The following is a 23,860-nucleotide window of genomic DNA, read 5'->3' as shown; positions in this document are numbered from 1 at the left end:
TCATGGGCGATGACCCGGAAACCTTTCTCCAGAAAGAACATCATTTGATTGTCCCAATCATCTGAGCTCAGTGGCCAGCCGTGGTGAAACACAACGGGCGTCGCATCTTTCGGGCCCCAGTCTTTGTAGAAAATTTCAGTGCCGTCTTTTGTTTTAATCGAGGTCATATCGGATAAACTCCCAGCTGTTGGTGAATGAACCGTCTTCTGAGTTGCAGCCATTACCCCTAAGGGTATGTTTGCAAATATGGTTACCGCAGCGACGCCGGCTATAAATTCGCGGCGTGGCAATGTGAAGCCGCTGTTGCCAATAGAAGTTTCAACATCTGTATTTTTACGCATCGTATTTTCCTCGCAAAAAACCACTTCATTTTATTGAAAGCGTGAACGCGGCGATTGAACGTGGTTGCTCGGTTTGTACAACCCTGCGGCCATGGGTGAGAAAAGTCGGCACGCCGCCGTGTCCATTTCATTTCAAGATGTAAGCTTGATTACGATCAACTACGCCTCTCGGAGCACATGAAGAGCAGCCCTCCCTGTGGATGCTCGGGTATGCGACATGCCTTGCTGACGATGCGTGATGCTGGATTTCAAGCGTATGTCGCCAATAGCTGCGCTCTGTTCACCCAAGTGCATGCTGATACGGGAACGTAACCACCGCTCTCCAGGGTCGTTGTCGAGAGTTCCAGTCCATGACATCGATAGATCAAGTGAAGGTAGAACCATGGGCAGCGGGGTCGCGCGCAGATCTCCCTGTTGGGTCATGATTTTTGCAACATACTCAGGAACCACCGCCACCAGGTCAGTGCCCTCGATTAGTGATTTCAGCGCACTGTATTGAGGCACAGCTAGGATCGTCCTGCGCTCAAGACCCATTGCCCGCAAAGCGCTATCGATTTCGTCACACATGTTCCCTTTGAGGGAAACCGAGATGTGCGGGCGATTGCAAAATTCGTCGAGATCCAAAGGTCTCGAATAATTACTCGAGCTTAAGACCGTAGGGCGAATGCTTCGTAAGACCTTAGATTTAGCGTTGGCTGGCAGGTCTCGGCTGTAGCAGATTCCTAGCGACACTTCCCCAGTTGAGAGTTGGTTCGACGCTTGGTAGTGGTCTGTACGCCGAACCACCAAGCCGATATTTGGGGCTTCAACCCGAAGCTGACTTAGCAGGCCGGGGAGCAGTGCGTATTCGACGTCGTCGGACAAACCAATCCGGAAAATGGTAGAGCTGGTTGCAGGATCAAACTCACTCATCCCTCCCAGTGCGACAGCCATTGAGTCAAGAGCTGGAGTTAAGCTAGCGTGAATCTCTATTGCTCTGCTTGTTGGCTCCATCGCACGGCCAATCCTGATGAACAGAGGATCATCAAAATATTGGCGCAATCTATTTAGGGCAGCGCTGATTGCTGATTGACATAGAAACAGCTTTTCACCTGTGCGGGTAAGATTGTGTTCCTGCATCAGGGTTTCAAACACGATCAGAAGATTAAGGTCGATTTTGCGAAGATCATTTCTGTTCATGGTCATCACTACCCAGGCATCAAGCCTATATCCGCTTTTCGGTTCATAGTGATCATCTTTACTCTGGAAAACGATCTCTATGCTTATGAGCTTGAGGACAGGTTGTGAATGTCAGGTTGAATGCATGTCGAGTGTTTAAGTTAACCCGAAACGCTATTTTCAATTTGTCCTTCGGCTTGGATTAAAGATACTTCTCAGGTGCGGATTCAACACTTCTACATAAGTTGGGATTTTTTAGTACGGCGGTGTGGGTAGCTAATACTAATGTATATGTCGGACGAAGAATTTCGTCACATGCGAAGGCGCGGCAAGGAATGTTGAGTCGTTGGAAAAGGGGGAGGGGAGTGCGACGTGATTTGGGTCAGTGAAGTTTAGGGTTTTGAATAATTCTCTCGATGCATTCAATCATCGTCTGTCCTTCGAAGGGCTTGCTCAGAAAGCATTCCGCACCGCTTGCTTTTGCACGCTTGCGCATTGACTCCTCTGGGTATGCGGTGATGAAAATTATTGGCATATCCAGTCCGATATTGATCAGCTGACTTTGCAAATCAAGGCCGCTCATTCCTGGCATTTGTACGTCCGTGATGAGGCATGAAGTGCGTTCGAGATTCGCCCCGGCCAGAAAATGTTCTGCGCAGGAGAATGGGTTTGATTCGTATCCGAGGGAGCGCACGAGATTGTCGATAGCCATTCGTACCGACCTATCATCATCGACAATAGCTATCAAAGGAATTCTAGTCACAATGCATACCTTTGTTGACGCTTGAACGAAGCATTAGTGCGTGGAGCGTTGGCTCGACACTATGACCTCGTTCCAGGAAAAGAAATCATACAGACGTATTATTCTGATCAGCGTCATTGTCCCATACCCAAAGACTCCGCCATGCGAACCAAGTCGGCAAAAGACTTGGCGTTCATTTTTTTCATTGCGTGACCGCGATGTATTTTTACTGTGATTTCACTTAGGTGGAGTTGCTCGGCAATCTGTTTATTCATCAGTCCTCTGGCCGCATGAGCCATCACTTGGCGCTCACGTGCTGTGAGCGATTGAAAACGATTCTGAAGGTCTGATCCCTTGATTTCTAATTCCCTGCGTCTCTCATCTTTCTGTAGGGCTGCTGAGACGGCGTCGAGCAGATCCTGATCACGAAACGGCTTCGCAAGAAAGTCTGATGCGCCTGCTTTCATGGCTTTCACAGACATAGCGATGTCACCATGGCCTGTGATGAAAATTATCGGCATTTTTATTTTGGATTCAGCCATCTGATTTTGGAAATCCAGACCACTGAAGCCTTGTAGTCTCACATCGAGGACGAGGCAGCTTGGGCTGTCCGGTTTTGGATGCTTCAAAAAATCTGAGGTCGTTTCAAAGGTGTTCACTTGTATCCCTTCAGAGCGGAATAGGTTGTCAAGGGCTTTGCGAATTGAGGACTCGTCATCGACAACATATACAACCGGAGCGTTTTTTGAGGGCTCATCTACCGAGGAATCGTCAATCATGTTCAGTCCTCATTATTGTTGGCAAAGAAAAGTGCAGAGTGGCGCCTTCACCGGGGTTACAGCTTCCCCAAATACGCCCCCCGTGCGCCTCAATGATTGAGCGACAAATCGACAGGCCCATGCCCATACCCTCTGATTTGGTGGTGAAGAAAGCGTTAAAAAGTTTGGGCATGTTCTCTGGCAGAATTCCTGGGCCGTTGTCTTGAACGTTCACGAGCACCTCATCTGCGGCGGAGTGACGTAATCGCAGAAGCAGTCGGCGATTGGTATTTTTGGTGTTTGCCATAGCCTGGATGCCGTTCATGATTAAATTGATAATCACTTGCTGCAACTGCACACGGTCACCCATTATCCACGCCTCTCGACTATCTATCTCACTCAGAACAACCACCTTGTTTCGGTTCAGCTCTCGATCCACCAAGGCGAGCGATTCATCGACTATCTCCTTGAGGTCAAGCAGCATGTTCTGCGGGGCCGTATTTCGCGCAAGCGCGCGAATGCGGCGGATAACTTCACTCGCTCGGCGCGCTTCGCTCATCATCTCCTCAATCGACGCGACAGCTTCATCGGCATTGGGCGTTTCACGTTTCAGCCAGCGAAGCCCAGCGTCACCGTTAGTTATGACTGCTGCCAGCGGTTGATTCACTTCATGCGCGATTGAGGCGGCGAGTTCTCCTAAGGTCGTGATCCGAGTTACGTGCGCTAATTCAGCCTGTGAGCGGTGAAGTGCCTCCTCCGCTAACTTTGAGGCTGTGACATCAACCAGCGCCCCAATGTACTCAAAGTTTCCGGATAAATCCGTCTGTCCTTGAGCAAGCATTCGCACATGTTTTACTCGTCCATCCGTCATTAGAAGGCGGGTTTCGGCTTTCAAGGTGGGGGCTTTGCGATGGGCCTCTTCGATCAGAGAGTTGACCTTGCTGATGTCTTCCGGGTGAGCTTTTTTCAGCATGCTCGCCAGAGAGGGCTGCTCATCCTGTGTGAACTCAAATATTCGTCGTGCCTCATCGGAGCAATACACGTCCTCGCTAGGAAGTTGTATACCAAAACTGCCTGTCTGGCTGAGACGCTGTGCGTAAGAGAGAAACGCCTCACTACGGCGCAAAGCATCCACCGCGCGTCTACGCTCGGATACGTCATTGTGAGTCGCGAGGATGGCTTTAGGGACATTGCGATTGTCACGTGACAGTGAGCATCTGCTCACCACGGTGACTCGAGTACCGTCTCGACGGTGCTCCACGACTTCTCCTTCCCACGTACCGACTTGGAGCAGCGAGTCCATTACGTCCTTTTCGGAAGACGCAAACTGCGGGTTGAGCAATGAGCGGAAGTCCTGACCTATGGCTTCGGCTTTTGACCAACCATAAAGCGCCTCCGCTCCTGGGCTCCAGGTAGTAATTCTTCCATCCATATCTCGAACGATTATGGCGTCATGAGTTTGCGCAAGCACTCTGACCTGCTCTTGCAACTCGTCGTTGGCAGCTTTGTTCTTCAGCGCCATGATGGTGGCGATTGCTATCGCAGTCAGGCTGACCAGGCAGCGGGCAAATGCTGCGCTGTGTATATCCGTGCCGTGGGAGAGAAAAAAGGCGATCAAGGTCAGGCCGACACACGATAACGCTACTGTAATGACCCCGCTTCTGGAGTACAGACTGACTGACATCAGAATGACTATCACGTAAAGCACGGCCACTGCGATCTGAATGGAGGTTAGGGTGTCCACGACGAATATGAAGGTTGCCAGTGAAAGTGCACCTATCCGCAACAGGACAGTTGCCATCGCTGGGCTGGGAGCAGAAGCTCCTGCATGTGCCACCGCTTCCATTTTGATTTTCATATGAATCAGAAGGCCTGGAGAGAGTCCAAATTCATTCAGTCAAGTCGTACCACGGTAGTTCAAACGACGAAACGTGCCGTTGTCGTTGATTTTAGATCAGGATCTGACACCGGGGGGGGCATAGGTAGCCAGTAAGGAAGGGGCTGAATGCCCAGCTGAAAGGAGGACTCAGATACAGGGAAATGCCCCAGTATGGCTGCCCGGTGTTGAGTGTCTGGAGGTAACCTTGCTTGCTTTCCACCCGAAATGAGCAATTCTAAGCTAAAGCACTTATGCAATAAGGCATGAGTCCAACGTCGCGACGAAAGCTAGAAAGCGACGAGGGCAATGGAAGAGTTCGCTAACTTGGGTGCTCTGGCTATTCCCTCGGATGCACCAATTACAAAAATGTTCACAGTTGTTGGAAAGAATTTTGTACTCACACTCACCGACTCTGGATTGTGCGCGATTTGCAATTTCATCGTTGGTGAAGTTGGAGTGCTCATGAAATATCCAAACCGGTTTTCCATTTGAGAATTTAACGATATTAGTTATTTCAATTGGCCCTGGTCTAAGTGATACGCTAAATCCTGAGTAGTGGGCGATATTTCCATTGCCGAGGTAAATCCCGTGATGTAAATAAACTTTCCGTGGGCTGACCAGATGTGCGCCTACAGGTATATCGATTGGTTGGCTATCAATATTAACAAAGGTGGTAGAACTTTCAAAGTTGGTATGTTTTTTGTCGAGTTGATTTTGGGGGATGTTGTCGGGGTAACTCCTTTTCGACAGATCGGAAAGGTGAGTGATGATTTTAGTGACAGCCAACACCCGGTGCATGATCTTGATTAGGCAATGTGTGCGTAGGCTGTATCCGAATATCGTTGTGAGGTTAAACATGATGAAATCCTCCGAGATCCTTAAGGTTCATGGTATCAATCCGTCGGAGGTTGTTCATTTGTACATGCGTTTCGATTACCTAATCATTTTATATACCCATCCTATACCAGGGTATTAGACCGAGGGTGCGCAACTGCCTCAATCTAGACCTATGACATTATGAGTTTCGCGATCACTCCCTTGGTTAGCAAACCCGTGTGAGGCACCGATGCGGTGCCGAGGAGCAAGGCTGTGTATAACTCGCTCAGCTTTGTGAAGTCGCTAATGCGCAATTTTTGTCTGTTAGACTGAATAAGAGGCTGGATATGCACTAGCCTTAAGTAACTGAGTTTCAGTAAGGCATTCACAGTTTTCTGAGCGTCTTTCTTTTAGTATGTCTGACTCAAACAACGTTTCTAAATCAACGCGAGCTTCTCTTGCGGTCTGAATAACAGCTGCTTCGTCGTCGTATACAAGATACTGGTCGGCAAGCAGCTTTTCATCGTGTTGCTGAAAGTGTCTTATTCTGCTCAAAGCCTGGGTTTCACTCAGTCCAAGCTTAAGCAAAGCAATTCGACTCATTTCTAGACTTGAGTGAAATAACTCACGCACAGGTGTTGCTTTAAGATCTAATAACTGGTGAGCATGTTGCCTGTTACGTGCTCGCCCTATTATCTTGATTTTAGGATAAAGTTGTCGCACCAGCTTTGCAGTTCTTAAATTTGCATCAGGGTCATCTGTTGCAATAATTATCAACTCGGCCTTGCCTGCATTGGCGGCACGTAATATCTCCGGTTTTGACGCATCGCCGTAGAAAATAGGCATGTGTTTGCTGACGCTGCGAGAGTACTCAATCGGTTCTACAGCGGTATCCAAAGCGAGAAATGGAACACCTTGAGCGCGCATCACACGTGCAATGATTTGGCCCATACGACCAACTCCAGCAATGATTACTTTTGGCGTGTCAGTATCATTACTCGTATGGTGATATTCCATGGGAACCGAGATTGGGATTTTCTTTTTCTTGAAAAAGTATGTTAAGCCAAGCACAAGGAAAGGTGTCAGTGCCATGGATAAAGTTATCGCTAGCACCAAGATATTATACAGGTGCGAGCCAAATATGTTCTGATCCCTAGCGGTTTTGAAGACCACGAAGGCGAACTCCCCTCCAGCTGCCAGGATTAGGCTTATTTGTAATGCCGCGTGCCGATCGAGACCGCCCGCTAATCTGCTAATGAAGTAAAGTAATGGTAGTTTCAATGCGATTAGTAACGAGGTCAGGAGGAAGATTAGCCCTGGTTGGACTAATAGCAGACGAAGGTCAGCAGTCATTCCTACGCTTATGAAGAATAGACCCAGTAATAGTCCTTTGAATGGTTCAACCTGGGACTTCAATTCATGGCGGTACTCCGAGTCAGCCAGTAATAAACCTGCAAGGAAGGCGCCAAGGGCCATTGAGATTCCCGCCAAATCCATCAGCCAAGCAGTGCCAAAGACGACGAGGAGTGCGGTGGCAGTTGAGACTTCCTGCAGGCCAGATTTCGCGACAATTCTAAATACAGGTCGTAATAGGTACCTCCCGGAAAAAACTACCAGCGACAGACTGAGGAGTACTTTACAAATGTGCTGCGGCACGTCTCCTGCCGCCGTTGTCTCGGTGACGCCATTGAGCAATGGTATCGTCGCGATCAGCGGGATCGCAGCTATGTCTTGGAACAGTAAGATTGCGAATGCAAGGTGACCGTGCGGGCTGCTCAGTTCGTTTCTTTCTGCCAGGATCTGCAATCCAAAGGCGGTGGAGGATAGGGCCAAACCGAAGCCAAGAATAAGTGAGCGATCCAATGATTGTCCGAAGCTTATGAGAGCTACGGCACCAATGACCAAAGCAGTTAGAAGAACTTGCGTTAAACCCACACCAAGCACGGTCTTTCTCATCACCCAAAGTCTTTGGGGTGACATCTCTAAGCCTAATAGAAACAATAGTAAAACGACTCCTAATTCAGAAATGCGGCTTACACTCTGTGGGTCGCCGATCAATCCAAAAGCTGAAGGGCCGATCAATACTCCTGCTAGCAGGTAGCCTAGTACGGCACCCAACTGTAAATGCTTGGAAATGGGCACAATAAGAACTGAGGCCGAAAGGAAAATAACTGCTGCCTGTAACATGCTTATTTCGTGATTGGCTATGCTTTCCATGGGCAAGACTCTTATGGGTGCAGTTAAATGGTAATTTCTTGGTATTTAATTGCTCTTACCGATTAGGTTGCGGCGGGGGTACATAAAGAAACCGCATGAATGGAGGCGCGGATAACTCCTGAGTTGGCGCGTATGCCACAATATCTGTGCTAGGCCGAGTTTTGTTGCAGATTCTACTCACACGCTTCACAATTAGTTTGTCGGAGCTTCCAGGGGCGACTTTCTGTAAGGTTAAGTTCTGCGCATTCAAGTCGGGGTGATCTGTATCCTCAACTCGAGCTGAATGGTCTGCGTCGATATATCGAGTATCTGACTGCGAAAGCATGTACTTGAGGGGAATGCTATCGGCATAAAACAAGAAGTATGCATTTGCCGTGAGTATTAATAATGAAGTACAGACAATGATTGCATTTTTCACGTTCTCCACCTCGCTGAATATCTAAAATATGCAGAGATTGTCATGTCTTCAGTTATGCAGGAGAACCTCAATTATCTGATTTTTGGTATCAGCCAAGGTGATGGAGAGGGAGAGCTGTTCAAGTGGTGAATCGATACTTCGCTAAAGCATGGAAACCGCAGTTGACTTGCTACTTGGGGGGGGAATACCCTGCCCGCAGCCCCCCCCCGCGACTCTGGCTGTATAGCGGCACAATTCATTTAACCTCAGCGGCTTAATGAAGAAACGAAGCGCTGTACTGCGTTAATTACGACCTCGGGCATCTCCCGATGTGGAACGTGATAGCAATTGTTGAGCATCAGGATCTCGCTGCGGTTAACTGACAGTTGGGCTATTCGTTCGGGATGGGCTGCAGATCCGTATTCATCCTCTACGCCATGGATGACCAATACGGGGCACAGAATTTGGCCTAACCCTCGTTCGATCGTCCAATCAGCAAAGGATTCTGACAGCCAGGTTTGCGTCCAAGCATTCAATACCCATTGAGATTTCTCCCCGTGGTATTTCTGAAGTCGTTCAAAATAGCGGGCCTGCTCGAATTGCGCCTTCGCGGTCTTTATCCCAAGCAATGTCTGGTCTTCTACAAACGCTTGCGCTGACACTGATACCACGGCTAAACACTGCTCAGGAAAACGCGCAGCGCAGTTCAAGGCCATTGCGCCCCCTACGCTGTGGCCAAATGCGATAAATGTTTCTATACCAAGATGATCAGTCAAGGTAGCGAAAAACTTGGCCTCTTCACGAATAAAATCGGAGGAAATGGTTTCGGAATATGGCGAAGAAAGCCCGAAGCCTTGGCGATCGTAAGCAATCACATCTCTGCGGGTTGCGGCAGCGAGCTGCGCGGGGAAATCGCGCCAGAGTGCCACGCACCCAAGCGAGTCATGGAATAAAACAATAGGCGAAGCATGCTGTGCAGTGTTTTGATCATGCACCCATGTGCGAATGTAGACTCGCCCGTAATCGGTAGGTAACCAAAGCTCTTTTTGTCCAACTGTAGCCATCGTGACGCCCCTCAGATCAAGAGATGGTTGTTTGCATATCTGAACGATCCAAGCGAAGTGTCACTGAAGAAATGCGAAACAGATGATCGATCATGATTTCTTAGGAATGTACGCTATTTACCCGTGTGCTAGTGAGCCAGGACAAACCGAGATTAGCGATTTCCAGTTCATGGTCGTGGTGAGATCGCCCATCGTCGGCCTACTTTCGAGTGCTCTAGCGTAGGCCGAGATGGGTAGGAAGCATCTCTGTCAGTGGTCTCAAGCCAGCATCGCCATTAAATTGCCTTCGCGATCCAGCTTGGCCAGGTCGTCAAACCCCCCGATGTGATGTTCACCAATGAAAATTTGCGGCACGCTGCGTCTGCCACTTCGAGCGATCATTTCTTGGAATTTTCCCTGCTCAAATTGAACATTGATCTCTCGGGTTTCAACCCCCTTACGAGCCAGCAATGCCTTGGCATTGCGGCAGTAAGGACATGTATCGGTGGTGTAAAGCGTCACAATACTCATCGTCTACCTCCAGTGTTCTGTCTTCAATTCACGCGTGTACGGCTGGAAAGTCGACATCAGTTTGGGCAACGTTGTTGAGGTAGTTGGTCAACGTCATTGCCGCAACGTGAGCAATCACTTCAATAATTTTTGCGTCATTCACACCAACTGCACGGGCCGAGGCAATTTGATCATCAGTCAAGCGCCCACGGCTTTCCGTGATTTGCTTGGCAAGTGCGGCTATGGCATCGAGTTGACCGTTGCGAGCGCTTTCGATCTCACTGTCTGACATGCCGGATTTGCTGGCAAACAGAGTGTGTGCAGCCAGGCAATAATCGCATCCGTTAACTTGGGATGTAGCGAGTGCAATCGTTTCCTTTTCGACGGCTGTCAAAGACGTTTTGCTCAAGGCAGCCGAGTGCTGCATGTACGCTGAAAGAACTTCTGGCGCGTGAGCTAGAGTTTTAAAGACGTTAGGCAGGAAGCCAATTTTCTTTTGTACACCTTCAAGCATTGGGCGTGCAGATTCGACGGCTTGTTCGATGTTCAGGGTGGTGATGCGGCTCATGTTGATTCTCCGTAGGTAGTGCGCGGGATGCGCTGGGTACGGAGGTCATGCTACGGACGGCGTTCAATCCTAGGGATGCACAACGTCGAGGAAATGCGACAAATCGTCCAAATAATGGTTTGGGAGCTTTCTCATGGATCGTCTATCTATCTTGCTAACGCAGTTTGGGGTTAGCGCAGGCACGTTTCATAGCGGAGCTTTTTGCGGCATAACAGCGTTTGATGGAAGCCAGTCGTGTGGGCATGTGCACTTGCTCCAAGCTGGAGAGTTGGATGTTCGCTTGGCGGACGACCGTGAAGTTCATGTCAATGTGCCGACACTGATGTTTTTCCCGAGGCCGTATCGGCACCGACTTTCTGCCGGTGAAGAGTTTGCGACTCAGCTGGTCTGCGCATCTTTATCCTTCGACGGTGGAGCCAGTAATGCCTTGGCATCCGCGTTACCCGACTACATGATTTTGCGTCTCGATGACGCGCCCAGCATGTCTGTGACGTTGGAGTGGATGTTCACTGAGGCATTCGGTGGTGCGTGTGGTCGAGAGGCGGTTATGGATCGACTCTTTGAGTTGTTGGTCATCTTGTTGCTACGAAGAATATTGGCGGATCAAAGTCAGCGGCCAGGAATGATGGCTGGATTGGCGGATCCACGATTGGCTCGCTCATTGAATCTGATGCACGAGCAGCCTAACAAGGCATGGAGTTTGGCAACGCTAGCTGCTGCTGCGAATATGTCTCGTGCGAGCTTTGCTGAACATTTTCGTCGTGTAGTGGGGCAGCCTCCCGCAGAGTACCTCTTGAGCTGGCGAATTAGCTTGGTTCAAAAGCGACTGAGAGAGGGAAAATCTATCGCTCTAGTCGCCGATGAGGTCGGCTACGATAGTCCCTCTGCACTGGCAAGGGCTTTCCGCCGGAAAACAGGAAGCAGTCCTCGCGAGTGGGCGCAGGGTGCCAAGCTTCGATGACTCGACAAAGCGAAGAAGAATCTTGTTGAACTGATGAATATCGATCGTCATGTAGCCCTGAAAGCATTATTGACAGATTGATCCAGAATTGAGTACGATTTGAGTATGGCCAGACCGAAAGAGTTTGATAGAGACGAAGCACTTGATGTTGCGCTGAAAGTTTTCAGAGCAAAGGGATTCGAGGGCACCACGACTGACGACCTACGTTTGGCGATGAAAATCGGCCGACAAAGTATGTATGACACCTTTGGTGATAAGCGTCAGCTCTATCTGGAAGCACTAAAGCGTTACCACTCTCGGAGCATTATCCAATTTATGGAAAGTCTTGAGGGGGGGAGCTCTGCTCAAGGCGCACTTCGAGACGCACTTGGTCGCTTTGCGAACCAGGACACTGATGATTTGGCACTGGGCTGTATGGGCATCAATGCCGTATGTGAATTCGGTCGGTCAGACGCTCAAGTTAACGCCATCATTGATGCCGGCGGATCAGCGTTCATAGTGGCGTTTAAGGACTTAATAGCCAAAGGAAAGGAACAAGGAGAGTTTAGGAGCGATTTGGATGAAGACAAAGCGGCTTCTTACTTGCTCTCAATTTTGTCCGGCATGAAGGTCAGCGCAAGAGCAGGAGCTACGACCGAGTCAATCATCGATATTGCCGGTTTAGCTGTACGGGCATTGGCGGCCTAGTAGTAAGTGAATGACATGTGCACTGAGGTGCACATTTTTTTGCATGATTATGGACAGTTCAATCCAGAAAAGGCGCTGTCTCGGTTTTCATGCACCAAGGCAGACGACAGAGTTCAGAGATAATTGGAGGTAGCAATGCAGACTGATGATCCTTTAGCCGCTTTGGTGGCTCGTGCGGAGATTCAAGACGTTCTGTCACGATACACGCGAGCAGTGGATCGCATAGATATCGAAGCCATGAAAAGCTGCTTCCACGCGGACGCAACGCTCCATCAAGGCGGCTTTCAGATGGGGGGACGTGACTTCTGTGCTGCTGTAGAGGGAATGTTGCTTGAGCTTGTCTTAACGCATCACCAGACAGGCAACATCCAATACGACATTCGGGGCGAGACTGCCTACGTTGAAACCTACTTCACGGCAATTCACAGAATCGGCAGTGAGGGTTGGAGTCCATTTCCTCAGGCGTTACCTGGGGATGACTTACTGATCAGAGGTCGATATCTCGACCAGTTCGAACGGCGTGACGGTGTATGGGCAATCGTAAGAAGAGAGGCCACAACCGACTGGGCTCGATTTGATCGTGCGGATGATCGTGGACTTGTCGAATTCCCGCCCGCGCCTGTTAGTTCTCGCGACAAGAAAGATCCGGCCTATCGTCGTTAACGTTGTAATTAGAGGAATATCGGTATGAACACGAATCCTGAAAAAATTGGCGTCGGTGTGATCGGCGCCAGTCCGCTCAGTCCTGGCTGGGCAAACGTCGCACACCTGCCAGCGATTCTCGCTTTGCCAGATTATGAACTTCGAGCGGTGAGCACCAGTAGGCCTGAATCAGCTAAAGCTGCCGCAGAAGCCTTTGGTGTGCCTGCCTTCGATAATCATCAAGATTTGATCGCTCATCCTGGTGTTGATCTGGTAGTTATCACCGTCAAGGTTCCACATCACCATCTACTCATTTCCGCTGCGCTTGACGCGGGAAAAATGGTGTTCAGTGAATGGCCGTTGGGTAACGGGCTAGATGAAGCAATTGATCTCGCCGCTCGGGCTAAAGCTGCCGGAGTAAAAACGGCGATAGGCCTTCAAGCACGCTTTTCTCCTGTCGTACGGCATGCTCGAACGTTGATTGAAGAAGGCTATATCGGAGAGGTGTTGGGAACGACGCTGGTGGGGTCGGGCATTGCTTGGGGAGGCGTTACTGACCGTACGCATGCCTACTGGTTCGATGCAAAGAACGGCGCTACTACGCTTTCTGTGCCGACTTTGCATGCTTTGGAAGCCATCAACTACGTCCTTGGTGACTTTGCCTCAGTCGCAGCGACTTCCGCAGTGCGTAGGCCAACAGTGACGTTGGCAGAGGACGGCTCGACGCTTCCGGTGACCGCCCACGATCAAATCGCAATATCTGGGATTCTTAAAAGCGGCGTGATTGCATCGATTTTCTATCGCGGGGGAGTGTCTCGCGGCAACAATCTGCGCTGGGAAATCAACGGAACGAAGGGTGATTTGGTGATCACCGCAGCGCTTGGAAACCTTCAAATCGCGGACTTGAAACTTGAGGGCGGTGCGGGTGATGAGGAGGGTGTTTCACCTATCCCGTTGCCAGGTTTCTATGACAGCGAACCAGGTGGCGTATCAGGTGAAATCGGTGCAAACGTCCTCCGTTCTTACGCGCATTTTGCTAAAGATTTGCGAAACGGCACCAACACGATGCCCGATTTTGAGTATGGCGTTCGACGTCATCGGTTGTTAGCGGCTATCGAAGAGGCGAGCCGGTCAGGAGTTACTCAAGCAGTTGAGTAATGAATACGTCACGTACCGATTCATGAAATCGTCGTCACACCCCCGTTATAGATCTGTGGGAAGTAACCAATGAAAGCAATCATGATTAAACAGCACGGAGGCTCCGAAGAGCTTTATCTGCAGGAGCTGGCTTCTCCCGTCCCGGGCCCTGGAGAGGTGTTGGTTGATGTCGTGGCCGCCGGCGTTAATTTTATGGATGTTGGGGTACGTAAAGGACTCTACTCCATATCAGCCCTGCCGAAGATTCTCGGTGCGGAAGGCGCGGGGAGGGTGGCTCAAGTTGGCGAAGGTGTGACCCGTTTCAACGTCGGTGACAGGGTGGCGTGGTTTTACATAGTCGGCAGTTACACCCAGCAACTTGTTGCCTCAGTCGATGCGTTGGTACCCATACCTGAAGACATCAGCTTCGAAGTAGCGGCTGGCGCAATGATGCAGGGTCTGACGGCAATGAATCTCACGCACGCGACCTACAAAATCTGCCCTGGAGATACTGCACTCGTTCATTCGGCGGCGGGAGGAGTTGGGTTGATGCTAACCCAGATGATCAAGTTACTCGGAGGGAATGTAATCGGTAGGGTGTCAACGCAGGAAAAAGCAGAGCTTGCGCGTAAAGCGGGTGCTGATCACGTGATCGTTTCGACTGACAGCGATTTTTCCGAAGAGGTTATGAGGTTGACTCATGGGAGTGGCGTCAATGTCGTTTATGACGGTGCCGGCGCTGACACTTTTTACGGGTCTCAAGCGTCGCTAGGCTACTATGGCGTGCTTGCCTATTATGGGCAGACGATCAAGAGCCTCCCCCCGATAGACCTCACAGATCTTCCTAAAAGTATCCTGGTTACATTCCCTGTTGTTCACCATCTGGTGCGTACCTACGAAGCATTAACAACACATAGTAGCCAGTTATTCACTTGGATACAGAAGGGGCTTATCTCCGTTCAGATTGGTCAACGTTATCCGTTGGCAGACGCGGTGCAGGCCCATCAAGATATGGAAGAGCGACGTACGGTTGGGAAGTCATTGCTTATTCCCTAAAGGTCAGTTTGGGAAAACTAAATGGGCGCAATAGCGCCCATTTAGTTTTTTCCCAGGTTCTATGTAGCTTTGCTCGCTTTCGAATCTGTATTAGATGTCCACGACAATTTTGCCCTTGGCTGTGCCGCCGGACACAATGGCATAAGCTTCGTTGACGTTGTCGAGAGTGAATTTGCGGTCATCAAGCAATACTCGCAACTGCCCGGACTCAGCCAGACGAGTAGCCTCAGCCAATATCTCACCGTGATGTTTACGTCCTTTGCCAGTCAACAGTGGTAGAAGTGTAAATACGCCCGAATAGGTGGCACCCCGGAAGGACAGGGGAGCGAGCTTATGCTCACCCCAACCCAAGCAACTGACCACGTGACCCGAGTACACCTTAGTCACTGCAAAAGAAGCGTCCAGGGAAGCGCCGCCGACTGTGTCATAAACGATGTCGAATCCTTCTCCATCGGTATGTTGAGTCATGTACTCCGCAGGCACTTGTTCGTTGTAGTCAATGGCAGTGGCGCCGAAGCTTTCGATCGCGTCACGGCTCTTTGCGCTGCCAGTTGCGTAAACCTGCGCACCGCGCGCTTTTGCGATCTGTACAGCGATATGACCCACGCCACCTGCACCGCCTTGAACCAGCACTTTTTGGCCCGCATGGACGTTCGCGCGGTCTACCAGACCTTCCCACGCTGTGATGAATACCAGTGGCAGTGCTGCTGCTTCTCGCATACTCAGATTGTTTGGCTTGCGTGAAATCAAGTCGGCGTCTACAGCGATATACTCCGCCAGTGAGCCCTGCTGGCCGCCGATCCCACCGGCCATGCCATAAACTTCATCTCCAGGCTGGAAGGCGCTAACGCCTTCGCCGACTGCTACCACTTCACCTGCCAAATCCATCCCTAAAACCGCAGGGAATGGTTGGCGAGCGTGTGCCCCCTTACCTTGGCTGATCTTCGTGTCCAAGGGGTTGACTCCGCTGGCAATGACTTTCACCAAGACTTGGCCTGCCTGAGGCACAGGTAGAGCTAGACTATGGATCTGCAGTGGGGATTCTGGGTTTACCGCGACAGCGGCACGCATGTTGATGTTGTTCATAGGTCTTCCTCTTGAAATGATCCAAGCCGGCATCCGGCGTTGAATACAGTTTCACCTAGCGGCGGGTTTCCGATAAGTAGGTAAATCCCTATAGTGATGATTCCAAAAAGCGACTAAATCGGAGTCACATGGACATCCTTGAATCAATGGCGATTTTTGTCCGAGTAGTGGAGCGAGGCAGCTTTTCTGCTGTTGCCCGGGAAATTGGTTCAAGCCAGCCTACTATCAGTAAACAGATCGGCTCCTTGGAAAAACGACTAGGTGGTCGTTTGTTCGCTCGCAGTACACGTCAATTGTCCATGACGGATGAGGGGCAGCGTTACTACCAGCAATGTCGAGAAATTCTGGCAGCTGTAGAGAATGCTGAGCACACTTTTCAGAGCGGTCAAGAGCGTATTGCCGGAACATTGCGAGTGGCATCCTCGGGCAGCTTCGGTCGCATCCAAATTGCGTCGAGGCTGCGTGGTTTTTTAGAGCTTTACCCCGAAGTGTCCGTCGATTTGCAACTGAACGATGAAAATGTCGATTTAGTAAGCTCAGGGGCTGACGTTGCAATACGCATTGGTGAGCTCAAAGACAGTAGTTTGATTGCAAGGCAGATTGGACTGACTAGGCGCAGAGTGTTCGCTGCTCCAGCCTACCTAGAGCGATTTGGATCACCTTCCAAACCGAAGGATTTGACCAAACATAATTGCCTTGTTTTTAACCAGCTGGAACATTTTGCGAGTTGGCGATTTGAGCATAAAGGCAAATGGGAAAGCGTGCAGGTCAGTGGTAATGTGCGTAGCAATAATAGTGAGGCGGTGAGGCAGATGGTGTTAGACGGGTTAGGGGTTTCGCTTTCTCCGTTGTGGTTGTTTCGCCAAGACCTTCTGGAAGGGCGCGTAATGGTTCTTCTTGAGAGCCACCCACCTGCTCCCTTACCAATCCATGCCGTCTCTCCGCCAGATCGAAAACAGTCTGCAAGAGTCCGGGCTTTCACCGATTACTTGCGGGACGCGTTTGCGCTAGACACCGATATCTGCATGGGCTGAGGTGCTGAGGAGCACAAAAACCGGATGAGTAATTTACGCGGGCATCCTCTCGCGGACGATGTTGACGAAGGCCCGAAGCCCCCCCGGCATGTAGCGATTGGCTGGGTAGTAGAGGCTCAGGCCCGGAAAGAAAGGAGTCCAGTCTTCTAGCACGCGGACAAGCTTTCCCGAGGCAATGTGAGATGACACCGCGAACTCATTCATCCAAGCCAGCCCGGCACCTTGGAGGGCTGCCTCTATCATTAAATGGTGACTATCGAGCGTAAGCGAACCGCTGACGTCTATCGCCTGCTCCTCACCCCTTTTTTTGAATTCCCACTTGCATAAAGTGCCGCTTGGGAAGCGAACTCGGATGCAATTATGAGCGGCCAAATCTGCCGGCACTTTCGGTTCAGGGAATTTGGAGAAATATTGGGGCGACCCGACAACCGCAAAACGTAGTGGGGGACTGATAGGAATTGCAATCATGTCCAGGGGGACGCTTTCTGCCAACCTGATTCCAGCATCGAATCCTCCGGCGACGATATCTACAAAGCCTCGATCAGTGACTATGTCCACCCGCATGTCCGGGTACCTATTTAAGTACTCCAATACCACTGGAGTCATCACCATCTGTGCGGCACCTTCAGAGGTGTTCAAGCGTAGCGTTCCAGAGGGTGTATCTCTGAACTCACCGACCGCCTCCATCGCCGCTGATATTTCACGAAGTGCGGGCTGTATCCGAAGTAGAAACTGTTCACCAGCTTCGGTAAGTGAAACGCTGCGAGTGGTTCTGTGAAATAACCTCACACCAAGTCTTTGTTCGAGCATGGCGACCGCGTGACTGAGCGCTGACGGCGATAGGCCCACTTCCATCGCAGCGCGGCGAAAGCTACGATGATTAGAAACCGCTACCACGGCGTTAAGCTCTACCAGCCCTGATTTTTGCATTGTGCTAATTCCTGCATGTATTCATGCAATATTAGCCTGATTGTTAGCCTCATCGCATGAGCATATTTTATCCAGCCAACCTATACCGGAGAGAAATCCTTGAGCCTGCTTCACTGCTCGAAGCAGTAAGCAAGGTAAACCTGGTGGATCTCAAAGCCTGGTGTCTGGCGGGCCCGTTAAGTGGGTTCTTAACGGATAAAGCACTTGCGAGGATAAATTTATGACACGAATCACGACGCCATTTGGGTTTCATTCAACTGCCAGCGACGTTCTGAAAGGGGTCGACCTGAGCGGTAAGCGAGCTATTGTTACGGGTGGGGCGGCGGGAATAGGGATTGAGACCGCTAGGGCGTTGGTCAATGCCGGAGCAGATGTAACACTTGCCGTTCGACGTCCAGATGCAGCACAAATTATTGCGGCAGAGTTGCGTGCCGTTGGCAGGGGAAACGTCGAGGTTCGATCTATCGATCTTGCGAACATTGCTTCGGTGAGATCATTTACCTCAGCTTGGTCAGAACCGCTGCATATCCTGGTCAACAACGCAGGGATCATGGCGCTTCCTGAGCGAGAGTTAACCCCTCAGGGTTGGGAGATGCAGTTTGCGACTAACTTTCTTGGCCATTTTGCGCTGGTGACGGGTTTGCAGGAGGCCTTGACCCAAGCCCAGGGCGCTCGCATCGTGTCACTTTCCTCGAGTGCAGTTCTGTTAGGGCCAGTAGTCTTCGACGATATCAATTTCGACTTCCGTCCATACGAACCTTTCGCCTCGTATTCACAAGCCAAGACAGCATGTGCACTCATTGCCGTGGAAATCACGCGTCGCTGGGCTGATAGGGGGATCTTAGCAAACGCGCTAAACCCCGGTGCTATCGCGACCAACCTACAAAAGCATACCGGCGGTCTTAAGACACCTGTTGAACGGCAAAAAACGGTTCAACAGGGTGCTGCAACTTCCGTACTTCTAGCAGGCTCGCCTTTGTTGGAGGGGATAGGTGGACGTTATTTTGAAGATTGCAACGAGGCGAAGATTGTTCACCATCGTCCCGCTGATTACATCGGCGTTGCGCCATACGCTATTGATCCTGGCAACGCGCAGCGTTTGTGGAATATTGCCACCAAAATGATTGGGGAGGGCGATGTCTAAGACAGTACGCCCCAAGATAGGCTTTGTCGGATTGGGTGACTAAGGGGGCGTGAATCAGGGCTAAATGATTCCGGGTTGCATAGGCGCTGCTTGGACACCGCCAAAGGGTTAATGGAGCTGGTAAGTCAGTTTTGTGCGACGAAATGTGTTTACAGCTAATTAGGGTGCACGGGTAGATCTGCTGTCGATTTCAACCAAGAGGCGTTCACTGGCCGCCTAATAAAGAGAATCTATAGTCATAACTTGAAATCAAAGGGACGGGCACGACTTTTCGGTTACGAACTAGCCAGCTACGGGTACGCGCTACATCAAAGGATTGACGTGTAAGGGGAAGTTTTATCACGAGCTCTGCCGCTAGTCGATAGCCGCCACACCCGCTGTTGCAATTCGTCTCTAACCATAAGCCCGGTCTTAGAGTGACTTTGGCATCGGTACCGCAAATCAGACATTTCATCATCCTTCATCCCTTTAAATGAGCTCAACATGGAACTAAAGCGTTGAATAGGGTAATTGTGTCCCACGAAAAATCGATACGTACACAAGTAGCAGTCCGCGACTTTTTGGATCGAGGATTGGTAGTTAAACCTTTTAGTATTGATGTTCGATTTACAAGTCTTTTAGTATTTCGTCCTGGTAAACCTTTGCCAGAGAACGCTCGCCAATTTATACTTGCTTTTCGCATTCGACTCGAAAAGGATCTTAAGCAATTACAGACCAAATTGAAGGGCGCATAATAGCCAGTCGGCTGCATTCATTGCTGCGTCTGCGTGATATTCATCAATCTGTAAAAATTGTACGAATAATACAAGCATGGATTTCGTGTTTAATTATGGTGGATCAGGATCGTGCGGTACAGGCCCATCATTGCTTAGAGAAGTCTACGCGCCTCGATATCAAACTCCTACTGCTAATTAATCTTTCTGACAGCCAACCGAATAAAAGCCCAAGGCTTGACCAAAGTACGACGTGGACACCGATTGACGCTATTCGGAATCTCCACAGAAGCACTGCAGAAAAGTCATCGGGTATCTCACTTACAGTAGGGAAAAAATAGCCCGCCACAGCTATGATCAGAATGTAAAGAGATATCCCGACGGTTGCTGCATTCCAGTCGCCGCATGTGGCTCTCATCCTACGGGCTGCTTTGATAGAGAATAGAGCCGCCACGACAGAGACGACAATCATCAAAAAAAACAATACGGTGCGCAGGCCAATCGTTTCTGAATTATTGGTTGCTGGGGGATTCGCAGGATACTTCAACCCTGGTATCAGGTTGATCACAATGAAGGCGCTCACTGCAAGCATCAAGGCCAGAGCCCTCGGGCTGAGCGTCCCCGTCCGACCCAAAGCATAAGCGAAAACCAAAGAAAAAATCCCACCGAGTGACATCGAATAAACCAGCATGCCTGTCAATAAGCCAAAGGTGCTTTGTATCTCTCGGCTGACGACATCTCCGGTTTCCATGCCCATTTCTGAGTCAGCCTCGCCGTGTCCGTGTTGATGACTATGTGAACTTACGTCTTCATAGGCTATGGCAAGCTCAATTTGTGGCTCTCCAAAGACGGTGGCGAAGGTGAACGCCAGGATGCCGGCGAGCAATCCGGCGATCATTCCTCTTGCGAGCAGTCGACCAGTCATTTTAATCACCTAGTGTGAGCATTAATGGCAAGGAAATCCGAGGATATGCCTGCTGTCATGAACGTACTCGTGAAAAAATGTTCCTGTGAAAATTGAAGTTGCGCCTTGCTCCGCGCCAATGAAATAGATACCGACGATCATTAACAGCCCTCCAAAGATCGCCCAAGGTATAATTTCACCCAATGGAATGGTCGGAATCGAATGACCTACCGGGGATGCGGTGTTGTAATTCATGATCGTCTCCGTAAGTTTATCTTGTGGTAAATCGCGAACTCGATACATCAGGCTGGAGGAGAAGAGGCTTCAACGACAATAGCCTCCAAAGCTTGAGTCATTGCTGAAGCGATACTTTCAGTCTCTAGTGCAAGTCCGTGGTGCTTGGACAGCCACCTAGGATCGTTATAGGTCAGGAAAATGGCTCCCTCGCTGTTCTGCCAAATGAGAATTTTAAGTGGAAGATCGAGGCCAATCGTTTGTTCTGCATTCATCAAGGGAGTACCTACGCGAGGGTTTCCGAAAATGAAGACTTCCGTAGGGTTTAAAAACATGCCTACACGCTTGGCAGCCTCAGAATGATCCACTCGCGCAATGATGTCCATGCCCCGGAGTGACAGTGCAGCTATCAATCGAGCTCGCGTATCCGGTAAGCCATTTTGGCTGATATGGGTGACTAAGCCTGGACTATTCATTTCATGGCTTCCTGATACTTTGCGTACTTTCATCGGGCTGCGTGGAACGTGGAAATGCCACAGATATAATAGAAAATGCCAGAAGTGCGCCGACTACTTCTGCAGGTAAATAGATCAATACGATGTCTAGAGGAAGTCCGACAGGGCCGGCTGCGAACAACGCAGAAACAATAATTGCTGGATTTGCGTAAGAGGTTGAAGGAGTCGACACAATAGCGCTTAGTAGCCAGGCTCCAACAGCGAAGGGCCCGGTTAGGGTTAAGCCGCCGCGACTGCACCCAAACACCACAATCATCAAGCCAGTCGCCGCTAGAATCTCGCTATATACAAGTGTCGGCTTTAGGGTGAGTGTGGCAGAAATATTTAAGGTTGAGTCAAAAAGCTGATTAGCAACAAGTGCTCCCATCACCCCACCGATAAATTGGGCGAAAATGTAGGCAATGGTGCAGTTAAGTTTTCTATCGCCTGCGAGCCACTGCAATGCCGTAATGAGAGGATTGAAGTGTCCGCCAGAAACGCTTCCGAATGCGAGTATCAATCCAACCAGAGCAGCGCTCGTTGCAAAACCGATGACCAATAAAATAATCAATTCATTTTCTACGGAAAGTCTTTGAGCTGTTAAACCCGAAGCGGTGATGACTAACATGAGCAATAGCGTGCCCACACCCTCTACAAACGCTCTTCTAGAGAGCTCAAGATTTGGATTTCGCTCAAAAAAGCATGATCCATTGTCAGTAGCAGAATGAGAGGTCATGACTGCTCGGACTACACATTTTTACTTTCAGTATTGGGGCGTTCCCTGGATCTCACTTCATCCATTTTAACTGCCAAATCTGAAGGTGTCAGAATGCCTTTCTGAAATAGAATATTCGCGAATGCTGCTATCCAGCGCTCATAATAAGTCAGCTTACCTATCATCTCGCTTCCGAGAGCTTCTACGCCCCGTCGTTTCTCTTCAGTGTTAATTATCTTGTGGAAGTCGAGAACATCCGCCAGGGCGTGGCACCTCTTTTCCCATGGTTCAAGTTCGTGCTCAACCTGTACAACGGGGTCTGCTGGAAAACCACCAATATCATTTGGTAGCCGCTTCATCAGGTCTTCAGTCTGGCTCATTTTGGACTTTTCTCCGATGGGTTATTGGCCGGAATTACACCGATCATCGAATCGCGCGTTACCAGCGATGCCAGCTGTTCTTCTGTGAATTTTTCCGTTCCCGCTGGCCGCATCGGTAGAACCAGGTATCGAATTACGGCGGTAGAGTCACTGACGCGGATTTCGACGTCATCGGGGATGATCGTGCCGAACTCAGCTAGGACTGCTCGGGGCTCATAAATGGCTCGCGCCCGAAATGGTTTCAGTTTGTACCAATCAGGTGGGAGGCCGAGCACGGGGCGTGGATAGCAGGAGCACAGGGTGCAAACAATAAGGTTGTGTACTTCAGGAGTGTTTTCTAGAACGATGAGCTGAGTATCGTCGTAGAAGCTAATACCCAGTTCTTCGCAACCGGAGCGTCCGTTTTTTAACAGACGCTCTTTGAAATCGGGATTTAGCCATGCGTGAGCAACCACCTTGGCACCGAGTGCCGGATTGCGAGAGTCGAGCACTTCAATCTGACGACGAATTTCCCCCGGCCCTATCAATTGCCTTTCAATGAGCAATTCACGTACCGCCGTCTCCATAATCTCGTAGTAGCTGAGACTGGCGCTGTGGCTAATTTCGTCGTGCGGGTGGTCATGCTTGGCTTTATCGTCATTCCTTTTGCTCATGATGAAACCCTCTCGAGCCAAGTCTCATAAACCTCAATTCGGATTCCATCAGATGGTGAGCCGGCATAATTGGGCCAGACTTCTGTCATTGGAATGGCGATGCGATAGTAATGAAGCTTGGAGCCAGCGTTGTGCCCATAGCCTTCGTCTTCATTGTTAACCGCTGCTGGCTGCATCACGGCCTCTACTATTCCAACCTTGCCCCTTAAGTAAATCGGGACACGGTAGTGCCCTACAGGAGATCGCTCCAACACTCGCACGCTATCCCCGTGCGAAAAGACAGGTAACTCACCCGCTGCCGATACCACCCCTTTGATAAACGTTGCTGATACAAGGCTGCTGCGATCCATAGAAAGGAAAACCTCTCGTGTGTGGAGGTAGTTGGAGCAACTTCAATATCGGCGCTAATCCAAGCGTCGATTAGCCGTCAGTTCTATCTGGAGCTAGATGCTGAACCCGCTAATTAGTTTCTTCTTGTCTATCTTTGCCAGAATTGACTGATTCAGACCTGTGCACGATAGATAATAATTATCATTGATAAAGAATCGATCAAATACATTTTTTGTTACATTCTGAGGTGCGAAAGTTCTACTTAAGCATAAATAAACAAGAAGTTCTGTAATCGGATTTCTATCCTGAACAGGGAGCGGCCTGTCCAACG

Annotated in this window: 25 protein-coding genes and 1 pseudogene; 7 read left to right on the top strand and 19 right to left on the bottom strand. The window is 50.0% G+C overall.

Annotation, left to right across the window (positions count from 1 at the left end; all coding sequences use genetic code 11):
• From ACKJSM_RS27430 to ACKJSM_RS27385, 10 genes and pseudogenes are all read right to left on the bottom strand, one after another.
• A partial coding sequence (locus tag ACKJSM_RS27430; RefSeq protein ID WP_410239405.1) for an alpha/beta fold hydrolase occupies positions 1-341 on the bottom strand: 341 nt, incomplete at its 3' end.
• A 279-nt stretch (positions 342-620) separates the two neighbouring features.
• Positions 621-1,520: pseudogene (locus tag ACKJSM_RS27425) on the bottom strand (LysR family transcriptional regulator); the annotation flags it as partial.
• A 361-nt stretch (positions 1,521-1,881) separates the two neighbouring features.
• The gene (locus ACKJSM_RS27420) at positions 1,882-2,262 is read right to left on the bottom strand and encodes a response regulator transcription factor (RefSeq protein WP_276574211.1); all 381 of its coding nucleotides are present in this window, start codon (positions 2,260-2,262) and stop codon (positions 1,882-1,884) included.
• A 113-nt stretch (positions 2,263-2,375) separates the two neighbouring features.
• On the bottom strand, positions 2,376-3,020 hold the full coding sequence (locus ACKJSM_RS27415) for a response regulator transcription factor (RefSeq protein ID WP_236180548.1): 645 nt from the start codon (positions 3,018-3,020) through the stop codon (positions 2,376-2,378).
• Complete coding sequence (locus ACKJSM_RS27410; protein WP_236180550.1) at positions 3,013-4,857, bottom strand: ATP-binding protein; 1,845 nt, start codon at positions 4,855-4,857, stop codon at positions 3,013-3,015. Before ACKJSM_RS27410 ends, ACKJSM_RS27415 begins: the two co-directional genes overlap by 8 nt.
• Positions 4,858-5,127: 270 nt before the next feature.
• Positions 5,128-5,736, bottom strand: coding sequence for a lecithin retinol acyltransferase family protein (locus ACKJSM_RS27405; protein ID WP_410239404.1), 609 nt, complete (start codon positions 5,734-5,736; stop codon positions 5,128-5,130).
• Between the two features lie 282 nt (positions 5,737-6,018).
• On the bottom strand, positions 6,019-7,911 hold the full coding sequence (locus ACKJSM_RS27400; protein WP_236180554.1) for a monovalent cation:proton antiporter-2 (CPA2) family protein: 1,893 nt from the start codon (positions 7,909-7,911) through the stop codon (positions 6,019-6,021).
• 663 nt (positions 7,912-8,574) lie between these two features.
• Positions 8,575-9,372 carry an alpha/beta fold hydrolase gene (locus tag ACKJSM_RS27395; protein WP_236180556.1) on the bottom strand — a complete coding sequence of 266 codons (798 nt, stop codon included), beginning with the start codon at positions 9,370-9,372 and terminating at the stop codon, positions 8,575-8,577.
• A 258-nt stretch (positions 9,373-9,630) separates the two neighbouring features.
• Positions 9,631-9,882 carry a glutaredoxin 3 gene (grxC, locus tag ACKJSM_RS27390; RefSeq protein WP_236180563.1) on the bottom strand — a complete coding sequence of 84 codons (252 nt, stop codon included), beginning with the start codon at positions 9,880-9,882 and terminating at the stop codon, positions 9,631-9,633.
• A 28-nt stretch (positions 9,883-9,910) separates the two neighbouring features.
• Complete coding sequence (locus tag ACKJSM_RS27385) at positions 9,911-10,429, bottom strand: carboxymuconolactone decarboxylase family protein (protein ID WP_236180572.1); 519 nt, start codon at positions 10,427-10,429, stop codon at positions 9,911-9,913.
• A gap of 133 nt (positions 10,430-10,562) precedes the next feature.
• On the opposite strand from ACKJSM_RS27385, the gene ACKJSM_RS27380 reads away from it, so the two are divergent.
• The 5 genes from ACKJSM_RS27380 to ACKJSM_RS27360 all read left to right on the top strand — a co-directional run bounded on the left by ACKJSM_RS27380 (position 10,563) and on the right by ACKJSM_RS27360 (position 14,912).
• Positions 10,563-11,390, top strand: coding sequence for an AraC family transcriptional regulator (locus tag ACKJSM_RS27380; protein ID WP_236180574.1), 828 nt, complete (start codon positions 10,563-10,565; stop codon positions 11,388-11,390).
• Positions 11,391-11,495: 105 nt separating this feature from the next.
• Positions 11,496-12,077: a TetR/AcrR family transcriptional regulator gene (locus tag ACKJSM_RS27375; RefSeq protein ID WP_236180575.1), complete on the top strand. Its 582-nt coding sequence runs from the start codon at positions 11,496-11,498 to the stop codon at positions 12,075-12,077.
• Positions 12,078-12,212: 135 nt separating this feature from the next.
• Positions 12,213-12,740, top strand: a complete 528-nt coding sequence (locus ACKJSM_RS27370) for a nuclear transport factor 2 family protein (RefSeq protein ID WP_236180578.1) — start codon at positions 12,213-12,215, stop codon at positions 12,738-12,740.
• A 24-nt stretch (positions 12,741-12,764) separates the two neighbouring features.
• The gene (locus ACKJSM_RS27365; RefSeq protein ID WP_410239403.1) at positions 12,765-13,877 is read left to right on the top strand and encodes a Gfo/Idh/MocA family protein; all 1,113 of its coding nucleotides are present in this window, start codon (positions 12,765-12,767) and stop codon (positions 13,875-13,877) included.
• 69 nt (positions 13,878-13,946) lie between these two features.
• Positions 13,947-14,912, top strand: a complete 966-nt coding sequence (locus ACKJSM_RS27360) for a quinone oxidoreductase family protein (RefSeq protein ID WP_236180582.1) — start codon at positions 13,947-13,949, stop codon at positions 14,910-14,912.
• Between the two features lie 90 nt (positions 14,913-15,002).
• Here the strand turns inward: ACKJSM_RS27360 and ACKJSM_RS27355 are convergent, their stop codons facing one another.
• On the bottom strand, positions 15,003-15,998 hold the full coding sequence (locus ACKJSM_RS27355) for a zinc-dependent alcohol dehydrogenase family protein (RefSeq protein ID WP_236180585.1): 996 nt from the start codon (positions 15,996-15,998) through the stop codon (positions 15,003-15,005).
• A gap of 128 nt (positions 15,999-16,126) precedes the next feature.
• Here ACKJSM_RS27355 and ACKJSM_RS27350 point away from each other — a divergent pair, with 128 nt between their 5' ends.
• The gene (locus ACKJSM_RS27350; RefSeq protein ID WP_236180586.1) at positions 16,127-17,032 is read left to right on the top strand and encodes a LysR family transcriptional regulator; all 906 of its coding nucleotides are present in this window, start codon (positions 16,127-16,129) and stop codon (positions 17,030-17,032) included.
• Between the two features lie 33 nt (positions 17,033-17,065).
• Here ACKJSM_RS27350 and ACKJSM_RS27345 read toward each other — a convergent pair whose 3' ends face one another.
• Positions 17,066-17,962: a LysR family transcriptional regulator gene (locus ACKJSM_RS27345; RefSeq protein ID WP_236180588.1), complete on the bottom strand. Its 897-nt coding sequence runs from the start codon at positions 17,960-17,962 to the stop codon at positions 17,066-17,068.
• 220 nt (positions 17,963-18,182) lie between these two features.
• On the opposite strand from ACKJSM_RS27345, the gene ACKJSM_RS27340 reads away from it, so the two are divergent.
• Positions 18,183-19,106: an SDR family NAD(P)-dependent oxidoreductase gene (locus tag ACKJSM_RS27340; protein WP_236180590.1), complete on the top strand. Its 924-nt coding sequence runs from the start codon at positions 18,183-18,185 to the stop codon at positions 19,104-19,106.
• Between the two features lie 861 nt (positions 19,107-19,967).
• On the opposite strand, the gene ACKJSM_RS27335 is transcribed toward ACKJSM_RS27340, so the two are convergent.
• Genes ACKJSM_RS27335 through ACKJSM_RS27305 form a run of 7 tightly spaced genes read right to left on the bottom strand, consistent with a single transcriptional unit; the run spans position 19,968 to position 23,549 of the window.
• Positions 19,968-20,744, bottom strand: coding sequence for a CbtA family protein (locus ACKJSM_RS27335; RefSeq protein ID WP_276574212.1), 777 nt, complete (start codon positions 20,742-20,744; stop codon positions 19,968-19,970).
• 21 nt (positions 20,745-20,765) lie between these two features.
• Positions 20,766-20,978 (bottom strand): CbtB-domain containing protein, encoded by a 213-nt coding sequence (locus tag ACKJSM_RS27330; RefSeq protein WP_236180592.1) that lies wholly within the window; start codon positions 20,976-20,978, stop codon positions 20,766-20,768.
• Between the two features lie 47 nt (positions 20,979-21,025).
• Entirely contained in the window at positions 21,026-21,433 is a 408-nt protein-coding gene (locus tag ACKJSM_RS27325) for a DUF302 domain-containing protein (protein ID WP_410239402.1), read from the bottom strand.
• A gap of 1 nt (position 21,434) precedes the next feature.
• Positions 21,435-22,187, bottom strand: a complete 753-nt coding sequence (locus tag ACKJSM_RS27320) for an aquaporin (protein ID WP_410239401.1) — start codon at positions 22,185-22,187, stop codon at positions 21,435-21,437.
• 11 nt (positions 22,188-22,198) lie between these two features.
• Positions 22,199-22,546: an SH3-like domain-containing protein gene (locus ACKJSM_RS27315; protein WP_236180598.1), complete on the bottom strand. Its 348-nt coding sequence runs from the start codon at positions 22,544-22,546 to the stop codon at positions 22,199-22,201.
• A complete protein-coding gene (locus ACKJSM_RS27310) occupies positions 22,543-23,199 on the bottom strand; it encodes a nitrile hydratase subunit alpha (protein ID WP_236180600.1) in 657 nt (218 codons plus the stop codon). Before ACKJSM_RS27310 ends, ACKJSM_RS27315 begins: the two co-directional genes overlap by 4 nt.
• Positions 23,196-23,549 (bottom strand): SH3-like domain-containing protein, encoded by a 354-nt coding sequence (locus tag ACKJSM_RS27305; protein WP_236180601.1) that lies wholly within the window; start codon positions 23,547-23,549, stop codon positions 23,196-23,198. Before ACKJSM_RS27305 ends, ACKJSM_RS27310 begins: the two co-directional genes overlap by 4 nt.
• Between the last annotated feature and the right edge of the window lie 311 nt (positions 23,550-23,860).

This window comes from Pseudomonas sp. PHC1, assembly GCF_046487845.1.
In the GTDB taxonomy this organism is placed as follows: domain Bacteria; phylum Pseudomonadota; class Gammaproteobacteria; order Pseudomonadales; family Pseudomonadaceae; genus Aquipseudomonas; species Aquipseudomonas sputi.
This window is presented reverse-complemented; position numbering and strand designations above follow the sequence as displayed.

Coding starts and splice junctions, on each gene's coding strand:
- ACKJSM_RS27310 (WP_236180600.1), bottom strand. CDS start 23,199: ATGAGCAAAAGGAATGACGATAAAGCCAAGCATGACCACCCGCACGAC.
- ACKJSM_RS27385 (WP_236180572.1), bottom strand. CDS start 10,429: ATGAGCCGCATCACCACCCTGAACATCGAACAAGCCGTCGAATCTGCA.
- ACKJSM_RS27400 (WP_236180554.1), bottom strand. CDS start 7,911: ATGGAAAGCATAGCCAATCACGAAATAAGCATGTTACAGGCAGCAGTT.
- ACKJSM_RS27330 (WP_236180592.1), bottom strand. CDS start 20,978: ATGAATTACAACACCGCATCCCCGGTAGGTCATTCGATTCCGACCATT.
- ACKJSM_RS27320 (WP_410239401.1), bottom strand. CDS start 22,187: ATGACCTCTCATTCTGCTACTGACAATGGATCATGCTTTTTTGAGCGA.
- ACKJSM_RS27305 (WP_236180601.1), bottom strand. CDS start 23,549: ATGGATCGCAGCAGCCTTGTATCAGCAACGTTTATCAAAGGGGTGGTA.
- grxC (WP_236180563.1), bottom strand. CDS start 9,882: ATGAGTATTGTGACGCTTTACACCACCGATACATGTCCTTACTGCCGC.
- ACKJSM_RS27315 (WP_236180598.1), bottom strand. CDS start 22,546: ATGAGCCAGACTGAAGACCTGATGAAGCGGCTACCAAATGATATTGGT.
- ACKJSM_RS27340 (WP_236180590.1), top strand. CDS start 18,183: ATGACACGAATCACGACGCCATTTGGGTTTCATTCAACTGCCAGCGAC.
- ACKJSM_RS27405 (WP_410239404.1), bottom strand. CDS start 5,736: ATGTTTAACCTCACAACGATATTCGGATACAGCCTACGCACACATTGC.
- ACKJSM_RS27395 (WP_236180556.1), bottom strand. CDS start 9,372: ATGGCTACAGTTGGACAAAAAGAGCTTTGGTTACCTACCGATTACGGG.
- ACKJSM_RS27380 (WP_236180574.1), top strand. CDS start 10,563: ATGGATCGTCTATCTATCTTGCTAACGCAGTTTGGGGTTAGCGCAGGC.
- ACKJSM_RS27360 (WP_236180582.1), top strand. CDS start 13,947: ATGAAAGCAATCATGATTAAACAGCACGGAGGCTCCGAAGAGCTTTAT.
- ACKJSM_RS27335 (WP_276574212.1), bottom strand. CDS start 20,744: ATGACTGGTCGACTGCTCGCAAGAGGAATGATCGCCGGATTGCTCGCC.
- ACKJSM_RS27345 (WP_236180588.1), bottom strand. CDS start 17,962: ATGCAAAAATCAGGGCTGGTAGAGCTTAACGCCGTGGTAGCGGTTTCT.
- ACKJSM_RS27375 (WP_236180575.1), top strand. CDS start 11,496: ATGGCCAGACCGAAAGAGTTTGATAGAGACGAAGCACTTGATGTTGCG.
- ACKJSM_RS27365 (WP_410239403.1), top strand. CDS start 12,765: ATGAACACGAATCCTGAAAAAATTGGCGTCGGTGTGATCGGCGCCAGT.
- ACKJSM_RS27410 (WP_236180550.1), bottom strand. CDS start 4,857: ATGAAAATCAAAATGGAAGCGGTGGCACATGCAGGAGCTTCTGCTCCC.
- ACKJSM_RS27415 (WP_236180548.1), bottom strand. CDS start 3,020: ATGATTGACGATTCCTCGGTAGATGAGCCCTCAAAAAACGCTCCGGTT.
- ACKJSM_RS27355 (WP_236180585.1), bottom strand. CDS start 15,998: ATGAACAACATCAACATGCGTGCCGCTGTCGCGGTAAACCCAGAATCC.
- ACKJSM_RS27350 (WP_236180586.1), top strand. CDS start 16,127: ATGGACATCCTTGAATCAATGGCGATTTTTGTCCGAGTAGTGGAGCGA.
- ACKJSM_RS27325 (WP_410239402.1), bottom strand. CDS start 21,433: ATGAATAGTCCAGGCTTAGTCACCCATATCAGCCAAAATGGCTTACCG.
- ACKJSM_RS27370 (WP_236180578.1), top strand. CDS start 12,213: ATGCAGACTGATGATCCTTTAGCCGCTTTGGTGGCTCGTGCGGAGATT.